This window comes from Sphingomonas sp. ABOLE (genome assembly GCF_003950455.1).
Lineage (GTDB): Bacteria > Pseudomonadota > Alphaproteobacteria > Sphingomonadales > Sphingomonadaceae > Sphingomonas > Sphingomonas trueperi.
This window is the reverse complement of sequence record NZ_QQWY01000051.1, coordinates 20077-27826: the sequence shown is the minus strand read 5'-3', so window position 1 is coordinate 27826 and position 7750 is coordinate 20077. Positions and strand designations below refer to the sequence as shown.

The following is a 7750-nucleotide window of genomic DNA, read 5'->3' as shown; positions in this document are numbered from 1 at the left end:
GGTTGCCAACGGGGTGGGGTTCACGATGAAGACACTAGGCTTGCTGTTCGCGGTCGTCGCGGCAGGACTGTCGCTTGCGGGCTGTTCGCAGCCGCGACCCAAGGCGATCCTGGGCTGCAACTACAAGATGCTGCCGATCAGCGTCGGTCCGGCCTGGCAGACACGCCAGCTGCGGACGGCTGCCGGCGATGCGCTGGCGCGCGTGCCGGGCAGCGCGGAGGAGGAACTGGGTGCGGCACTGCGGGCGCGCCGTGCGCTGCGGCTGCGTACCACGGGGAGCCTCGGTGCGGCGGCCAGCACCGTCGAACCCGATCGCTTCCTCGCGCTCAGCGGCGGCGGCCAGCACGGTGCGTTCGGTGCGGGCTTCTTCTACGGCATGGGCACGCTGCCGACCTGGGACATCGTCACCGGCGTCAGCACCGGATCGCTGCAGAGCACCCTGCTGTTCCTCGCCAACCAGAAGGTGCCGGGCGACCGCGACTATGCCGCCTGGGTCGATGGCCCGCTTTCCGGCAAGGAAGGCGATACCGGGTTCGTGGTGCAGCCGGGGACGTCGAATGTCGGCGACCTCGTCCTCGCCTATTCGATCCTCAAGGAGGCCGATCTGCTGCGCGTGCGCGGCGGCGGCGCAGGGCTGGGCGCGGTGCTGAAGGGATCGAGCGCGACCTTCGCGCCGCTCCGCGCGCGGCTGCTCAAGATCATGAGCCTGGGGACGCTGCAGGAAGTGGCGGAGGAAGGGCAGAAGGGCCGCAAGCTGCTGGTCGGCGTGAGCAATCTCGACGACGGCGGGGCCTATGCCGTCGACCTGACCGCGCTCGTCGCGCCGATGCTGGGCAACCCGTCGCCCGCCGATCAGGCGCGGATCCAGAGCTGCTATGTCGATGCGCTGCTCGCCTCGTCCTCAGTCCCGCCGGGCGTGCCGCCGGTGACGCTGGAGCGGCTGGTCGACGGGTCGCCGGTCCAGCCGATCGAGGACAAGCGCATCCAGATGTACATGGATGGCGGCGCGCGCTTCGGCATGTTCCTCCAGCCCGAGGAACGGGCGTTCGAGGCGGCAGGCCCGGGCGGCAGGGCCGAGGTCACCTTGATGGTCAACACCTCGATGGATCCCGGCACCTGGACCGGCACCGACCAGCCGATGCAGCGTTTCTCCGCGATTTCCGGGGCGCTGCGCGCCGTCGATCTGCTCGAGACGCAGGTCTACAGTTTTTCCGCCGCGCAGGTCGAGGAGCTGGGGGTGCGCTATGGCTGGCTGCGCATGGCGTCGCTCACCCGGGCGCCGGGGGGCGAGAAGCCGGAGGATCACGTGTTCAACGGCAAGACCTGCAGCCAGTGGCAGGCGATCGACGCCAAGGCCAAGCCGCTGCAATTCTATCCCTGGTACATGGCCTGCACCGCCGATTACGGCCGCAGCCGCGGTGCCACCCAGCAATGGAACCACCGCGTGCCGGCACAGCCGTAAAGGCAGGTTGACCTGCGGCCCCAACCGGCCCTAAATATGCGAGAGGGCGGCCCGGATAGGTCGCCCTTTTGCGTTTCTGGAGTTTTCCCACCCCTTTTTCGTCAAGGAGTACCGTTCCCATGACCATCACCCCGCTCATGCCCGTCTACCCGCGGTGCGGTGTGCGGCCGGTGCGAGGCGAGGGCTGCTACCTGATCGGGGAACGAGGGGAACGCTATCTCGATTTCGCCGCCGGTATCGCCGTCAACGCGCTGGGCCATGGCCACCCGCACCTGGTGCAGGCGATCGCCGACCAGGCCGCCACGCTGATGCACGTCTCGAACCTCTACGGCTCCCCCCAGGGCGAGGCGCTGGCCGAGCGTCTGCTCAAGCACAGCTTCGCCGACACGGTGTTCTTCACCAACTCGGGCGTCGAGGCGATCGAGTGCGCGATCAAGACCGCGCGCCGCTATCATTATGCCAATGGCAACCCGCAGCGGCACAAGCTGATCACCTTCAAGAACGCCTTCCACGGCCGTTCGCTGGGCGCGATCTCGGCGACCGACCAGGGCAAGATGCGCGACGGGTTCGAGCCGCTGCTGCCGGGCTTCGACTATGTGCCGTTCAACGATCTCGAAGGCGCGCTCGCCAAGATCGACGACGAGACCGCAGGCTTCCTGGTCGAGACGATCCAGGGCGAGGGCGGCATGACCGCCGGCACGGTCGAGTTCATCCAGGGCCTGCGCAAGGCGGCGGACGAGCACGGACTGCTGCTGATCCTCGACGAGATCCAGTGCGGCTATGGCCGGACCGGCAAGATGTGGGCCTATGAGCATTACGGCATCACGCCCGACATCATGACCTCGGCCAAGGGCATCGGTGCGGGCTTCCCGCTCGGCGCCTGCCTCGCCACCGAGGAAGCGGCCAAGGGCATGGTCGCCGGCACCCATGGCTCCACCTATGGCGGCAACCCGCTGGCGATGGCCGCGGGCATGGCGGTGCTCGACGTGATGGAGGAGCCCGGCTTCCTCGAGCATGTCACCCGCATGGGCGAGCGCCTGCGCCAGGCCTTCGAGCAGCTGATCCCCAACCATGATCACCTTTTCGAGGAGATCCGCGGCAAGGGCCTGATGCTCGGCATCAAGATGAAGGACAGCGTGGTAAGCCGCGACTTCGTCGCCCATCTGCGCGACCATCACGGGCTGCTCACCGTGGCGGCGGGCGAGAATGTGTTCCGCGTGCTGCCGCCGCTGGTGATCGACGAGAGCCACATCGCCGAGGCGGTCGACAAGCTGAGCGCCGGCGCGCGCAGCTTCGCGCCCGCAACCGCCAACTGAAGCGTTTCCTCCCCCGCGCAAGCGGGGGAGGGGGACCATGCGCAGCATGGTGGAGGGGGCTTCCCCCGCGCGGTGCATTGGTGGTGCGAGGCTCGCCTCCACCTCCGGCGTCGCCGGCAGTTCCTTCCCCTTTGCTGACGCGAGGGAGGAAACCATGACCCGCCACTTTATCGATCTGACCGATGCCGGCCCCGACGCGATCGCGGCGATGCTGAACGACGCGATGGCCCGCAAGACCGCGCGCGCCGGCTGGCCCAAGGGCAAGCCGGACGGCGACGCACCGCTCGCCGGCCACACGCTGGCGATGATCTTCGAGAAGAACAGCACCCGCACCCGCGTGTCGTTCGACATGGCGATCCGCCAGCTCGGCGGCACCAGCATCGTGATGGACGCGGGCTCGATGCAGCTCGGCCGCGGCGAAAGCATCGCGGACACCGCGCGGGTGCTCTCGGGTTATGTCGACGCGATCATGATCCGCACCGACGACCACCAGAAGGTGATCGACATGGCCAAGTATGCCAGCGTGCCGGTGATCAACGGCCTTACCGATGCCTCGCATCCCTGCCAGATCATGGCGGACCTGCTGACCATCCTGGAAAGCGGCAAGGCGCTGCCCGGCCTCAAGGTCGCCTGGCTGGGCGACGGCAACAACGTGCTCGCCTCGATCATGGAAGCCGGCGGGCTGATGCAGTTCGACGTCGTCGCCGCCTGCCCGCAAGGCTATCAGCCGAGCGACGCCGACGTCGCCCGCGGGCGTGGCCGCGCCCGCGTGGTCGGCACCGCGCGCGAGGCGGTGGAAGGCGCCGACATCATCGTCACCGATACCTGGATCTCGATGGGCCAGGCGCATGCCGAGACCAAGCTCAAGGCGATGATGCCCTTCCAGGTCGACGAGGCATTGATGGCCGCCGCCAAGCCCGACGCCCGCTTCCTCCACTGCCTGCCCGCGCATCGCGGCGAGGAAGTGACCGACGCGGTGATCGACGGGCCGCAATCGCTGATCTGGCCCGAGGCGGAGAACCGGCTGCACGCGCAGAAGTCGGTCCTGCGCTGGTGCTTCGGGCAGCTCTGAGGGACGGCGTTCGAGCCTGCATTCCCCTCCCGCTTGCGGGAGGGGCCTTAGATCCCCGCCAGCGCGCCCACCGCGGCGACGTCGGCCATCGGCAGGGCCCCGACCGCCTGCTCGACCGCAGCCAATGCCTGCTCCGCCGATCGCTTGTCGCTGCCGTCGCGGGGGTCCTCGTCGCGATGCTTGTGGTCCTTGCGGCGTAGCGCGGCCTTGAGCTCGCGGGCGAGCGCGCGGGCCTCGTTCCTGAAGTCGTCATCGGCCTTGGCGCGCGCGGCATCGGCGGCGCGCTTCTCGTCGGCCTGCTTGGTCGCGGCGGAACTAGCCGCTTCGGGCTGGGACGCATCGCCTTCGGCCGCCACCTTGTCCTTCTCGGCGGTCTCGGCAGTGGGCGTCGCTTCGCCCGCACCCGCACCCGCGCCCGCACCTTCGGCCTTGGCATCGCCCGCCGGTGCGGCCGCGCTGGCCGAGGCATCCCCGGCCTCCACGCCGCCTAGCTCGACCGTGCTGCCGCCGGCGCTGGTATAGCTCTTCACCGCGGCGGCGAGCTCGCGGGCGATCTGGGCGGCGGCGCGGGCGAGCTTCTTGGGATCGCCCGCATAGATCATCTTGAGCGCCTGGAGCCGCGCTTTCAGTTCCTGCACCTTCTGCGCGGCGCGCGCTTTCTGGTCGTCGCTGGTCTTGGTCTTGATCGTCTTGAGGGTTGCGACGGCGTCCTTCGCCTGCTGCAACTTGCGCGCGGCCATCTCCTCCTGCTTGGAAGATGCCGCGTTCGCCGGGGCGCCAGTGCTGGTGCTGCGCAGCGGCGCCATCGACGCAAGGGCGGAGAAGGAGATGGCGGGGAGCTTCATCTTCCCATCATAGGAAGAGATGCGCGCCGCGGTTCGGATGCAGCCGTAAACCTACGTAGGTCCTCAGCTATCGGCGCTCGCCAAACGCCGAGATGGACGACGCAGCGAGCCGTATTCGCTCGAACCGCCAAATAATCGACGGGGTTCCGTAAAAAATTCGGGGCACGCCTTACCAATCCTTCTCTGGCACACCATATGAATAACGCTGACGTCGCATGCGACGGATATCGGGCCGCCTCGGCTCCTCCCTTTGTCCCTTTCTAGCCTCACCGAAGCCGGGATGCGCCGCTGTTGGCGCATGCCCGTCATGCCTGGGACAAAGGATGCCCATATGATCACCGGAACCGTGAAATTCTTCAATAACGACAAGGGCTATGGCTTTATCGCGCCGGAAACCGGCGGCGGCGACGCCTTTGTCCACATCTCGGCCGTCGAGCGCGCAGGCATGCACACGCTCGATAAGGACCAGCGGGTTTCCTACGAGCTGGAGACGGACCGTCGGGGCAAGACCTCGGCCGTCAATCTTCAGTCGGCCTGAAGCACAGCGGACTGGGCGGGCATGCAGATGCTCGCCCGTTTCCATTTGGACCGAGCGGGAACCACCTGCTTCAGGAAACGGAGGACAGCATGTCCAGAGCAATCAACGTCAGCGCCGCCAAGGAGCATGTCGTCGCGACCTGCGCCAAGCGGAGCATCGTCATCAGCGCGATCGAGACGCTGCAGTCCGGCGGCACGCGCGTGGTGATGAACAGCGCCGCCGATACGGCGATCATCGCCAAGGCCTATGGCAGCAAGGTGATCACCGGCGCGGTCGTCCGCGTGCCGACGCGCATGGGGAGGCTGTAAGCGCATGGTAGCATATACACCCCCGGGATTTCAGGAGCGCGCGAGCGCGTCGGCATCGGCGAAGCGCAGGGCGCTGGCGATGCTGCGGGCAAGGCCCGTCGCCGATGCCGATGCGCTGGCAGCGGCCACGGCGCGTCGCGTGGCGGCCGAAACGGCCAGCGCCGAAAAGCGTGCAGCGGCGCTTGCCGAGCGCGAGGCGCTTGCGGCTGCCAAGCGCGAGAGCAAGGCGGAGGCGATCCGTGCGGTAGAAGCCGCGGCGGCCGTCCCGGTACCCACCGAGGCGGATCGCAAGGCCGCACGCGACGCGCGCTACGCCGCCCGCAAGGCCAACAAGCACGCCCGCTGACCCGATCTCGACGACGATAGGGTGGCGACGGCGCAAGCGACAGGAGTAGCCATGGCCAAGAGTCAGAAGAAGTCGAACAAGGAAGCGCGCAAGCCGAAGACCGAAAAGGCACCGAAGCAGAACGCTTCCAATCCCAGCACCAAGGGCAAGCCGGTCGAGATGACCACGCTGAAGTCCTGACGAACGGGGGAACGCTGCGGCGTTCCCCTTGCCGTATCGGGCGACGCCCAAGCCTTTGCCGGGCGCAGCCCCGCGCCCCGCGTTGCGGCGACGGCCTACATTGTTTCCGGCCGCGAAACCCCTATTTACCCCTCCGAACCCAGAAAATGCGTTCGTCGGAACGCGCGGAGTCACCCGGACTTCTCGCGGCCGCAAACGAATGCCGGAGACGTATCGTGACTCACCCCGTTCCCGCCGCCGATCTCGATCGCGTGACCGGCTTTGCCATCCCCGAGCGCCATGTCCGCGGCCGCGTCGCGCGGCTGGGCCCGGTGCTGAACGAGATCCTCTCGGCCCATGCCTATCCGGCGCCGATCGAGAAGCTGCTGGCGGAGGCGCTGACCCTCACCGCCCTCCTTGGCAGCACGCTCAAGGATGCCGAAGGGCAGATGACGCTGCAGGCGCAGACCCAGCGCGGCATCGTCAGCCTGATGGTGTGCGACTACAAGAATGGCGAACTGCGCGGCTATGTGCAGTTCGATGCCACGCGGCTCAGCCGGCTCGGCAAGAACCCGTCGCTCAGCGCGCTGTTCAACGGCGGCTATCTGGCGGTGACCTTCGACCAGGCGCTCACCAACGAACGCTATCAGGGCATCGTTCCGCTGGAAGGCGCCTCGATCGCCGAGGCGGCGCAAAGTTACTTCCTCCAGTCCGAACAGATCCCGACGCTGGTGCGGCTCGGCGTGCGCAAGGACAAGGCGACCGGCAAGGTGATCGCCGGCGGCCTGTTCCTCCAGCATCTGCCCGAGGGCGAGGTGGGGCGCGAGCGGCTGCACGTGCGGCTCGACCATCCCGAATGGCAGCATGTCGAGGCGCTGGGCGGCACGATGGGCGCCGACGAGCTGGCCGATCCGGCGATCCCGCTGGAAGGGCTGGTGTGGCGGCTGTTCAACGAGGAGAGCGAGGTGCGCATGCTCGCCGGGCATGATCTGTCGCGCGGCTGCCGCTGCGGGGCGGACTATATCCAGCAGGTGCTCGCCAAGTTCCCCGAGGAAGAGCGTGCGGCGATGGCCGACGAGGGCGGCGTGATCAAGGTCGATTGCGCCTTCTGTTCGAAGCAGTTCCCTGTGGCGCTCGCCGATTTCGTTCCGCCGTCGTTGTAAAGCCGTAATCCTCCTATGATATGTCGTTGGCGGACGGTGCCGTAGGAGCGGCGCCGTCCCCGCTAGGGAGTTTGAACGGGTGAACAGACGCATGGTGTGGATGGCGGTGGCCGGGCTGGCGCTGGCGGCGACGGGTGCGTCTGCGCAGCAGCGGCCGGGTGCGGCGGCGGCGCGGCCGGTGGACGTGCCCGCGATCAACCTCATCCAGAAGGGCAAGTGGGTGGCCCGCGACAGCGAGGGCAATGAGCGCGTGATGTGCGTGCGCGATCCCTATCAGGTCCTCCGCCCCGAGAAGGTCACCACGCCCTGCCAGAACGTGGTGTTGGAAAGCGCCGCCAGCCGCGCGACGGTGCGCAGCGTCTGCACCGGCCATGGCACGATGCTCACCCGCATCACCACGGACACGCCGCGCCAGGTGACCGTGGAGATGCAGGGCGTGATCGACGGCCAGCCTTTTTCCGAAACCTATGATGCAAAGCGGGTCGGGGACTGTTCCTGAGCGGCGTGGTTACCATTCGTTAACCGGTTGGGGGTAGAAGGA

The 7750-nt window shown here is 67.7% G+C and carries 10 protein-coding genes; 9 read left to right on the top strand and 1 reads right to left on the bottom strand.

Annotation, left to right across the window (positions count from 1 at the left end; genetic code table 11):
* The first annotated feature begins 25 nt into the window (after window positions 1-25).
* The 3 genes from CA234_RS21595 (at window position 26) to argF (ending at window position 3850) form a co-directional block, all read left to right on the top strand.
* Window positions 26-1462 (top strand): patatin-like phospholipase family protein, encoded by a 1437-nt coding sequence (locus CA234_RS21595; RefSeq protein ID WP_126002731.1) that lies wholly within the window; start codon window positions 26-28, stop codon window positions 1460-1462.
* Window positions 1463-1581: 119 nt separating this feature from the next.
* Window positions 1582-2778: an aspartate aminotransferase family protein gene (locus tag CA234_RS21590; RefSeq protein WP_125977918.1), complete on the top strand. Its 1197-nt coding sequence runs from the start codon at window positions 1582-1584 to the stop codon at window positions 2776-2778.
* Between the two features lie 154 nt (window positions 2779-2932).
* A complete protein-coding gene (gene argF / locus CA234_RS21585; protein WP_126002730.1) occupies window positions 2933-3850 on the top strand; it encodes an ornithine carbamoyltransferase in 918 nt (305 codons plus the stop codon).
* Between the two features lie 47 nt (window positions 3851-3897).
* Here argF and CA234_RS21580 read toward each other — a convergent pair whose 3' ends face one another.
* Window positions 3898-4695: a hypothetical protein gene (locus CA234_RS21580; RefSeq protein WP_126002729.1), complete on the bottom strand. Its 798-nt coding sequence runs from the start codon at window positions 4693-4695 to the stop codon at window positions 3898-3900.
* A gap of 331 nt (window positions 4696-5026) precedes the next feature.
* On the opposite strand from CA234_RS21580, the gene CA234_RS21575 reads away from it, so the two are divergent.
* From CA234_RS21575 to CA234_RS21555, 6 genes are all read left to right on the top strand, one after another.
* A complete protein-coding gene (locus CA234_RS21575; RefSeq protein WP_093294641.1) occupies window positions 5027-5233 on the top strand; it encodes a cold-shock protein in 207 nt (68 codons plus the stop codon).
* 89 nt (window positions 5234-5322) lie between these two features.
* The gene (locus CA234_RS21570) at window positions 5323-5541 is read left to right on the top strand and encodes a hypothetical protein (protein ID WP_125977924.1); all 219 of its coding nucleotides are present in this window, start codon (window positions 5323-5325) and stop codon (window positions 5539-5541) included.
* 4 nt (window positions 5542-5545) lie between these two features.
* Window positions 5546-5887, top strand: a complete 342-nt coding sequence (locus CA234_RS21565; protein ID WP_126002728.1) for a DUF6481 family protein — start codon at window positions 5546-5548, stop codon at window positions 5885-5887.
* Between the two features lie 51 nt (window positions 5888-5938).
* On the top strand, window positions 5939-6067 hold the full coding sequence (locus CA234_RS25290) for a hypothetical protein (protein WP_277600223.1): 129 nt from the start codon (window positions 5939-5941) through the stop codon (window positions 6065-6067).
* Between the two features lie 215 nt (window positions 6068-6282).
* Window positions 6283-7209 carry an Hsp33 family molecular chaperone HslO gene (locus CA234_RS21560; RefSeq protein ID WP_125977928.1) on the top strand — a complete coding sequence of 309 codons (927 nt, stop codon included), beginning with the start codon at window positions 6283-6285 and terminating at the stop codon, window positions 7207-7209.
* A 79-nt stretch (window positions 7210-7288) separates the two neighbouring features.
* A complete protein-coding gene (locus tag CA234_RS21555) occupies window positions 7289-7708 on the top strand; it encodes a hypothetical protein (RefSeq protein WP_164521907.1) in 420 nt (139 codons plus the stop codon).
* The last annotated feature ends 42 nt before the right edge of the window (window positions 7709-7750 follow it).

What these genes read in the sequence shown, in the direction of transcription:
- CA234_RS21595 (WP_126002731.1), top strand. Translation starts at nt 26, where the DNA reads ATGAAGACACTAGGCTTGCTGTTCGCGGTCGTCGCGGCAGGACTGTCG.
- CA234_RS21590 (WP_125977918.1), top strand. Translation starts at nt 1,582, where the DNA reads ATGACCATCACCCCGCTCATGCCCGTCTACCCGCGGTGCGGTGTGCGG.
- argF (WP_126002730.1), top strand. Translation starts at nt 2,933, where the DNA reads ATGACCCGCCACTTTATCGATCTGACCGATGCCGGCCCCGACGCGATC.
- CA234_RS21580 (WP_126002729.1), bottom strand. Translation starts at nt 4,695, where the DNA reads ATGAAGCTCCCCGCCATCTCCTTCTCCGCCCTTGCGTCGATGGCGCCG.
- CA234_RS21575 (WP_093294641.1), top strand. Translation starts at nt 5,027, where the DNA reads ATGATCACCGGAACCGTGAAATTCTTCAATAACGACAAGGGCTATGGC.
- CA234_RS21570 (WP_125977924.1), top strand. Translation starts at nt 5,323, where the DNA reads ATGTCCAGAGCAATCAACGTCAGCGCCGCCAAGGAGCATGTCGTCGCG.
- CA234_RS21565 (WP_126002728.1), top strand. Translation starts at nt 5,546, where the DNA reads ATGGTAGCATATACACCCCCGGGATTTCAGGAGCGCGCGAGCGCGTCG.
- CA234_RS25290 (WP_277600223.1), top strand. Translation starts at nt 5,939, where the DNA reads ATGGCCAAGAGTCAGAAGAAGTCGAACAAGGAAGCGCGCAAGCCGAAG.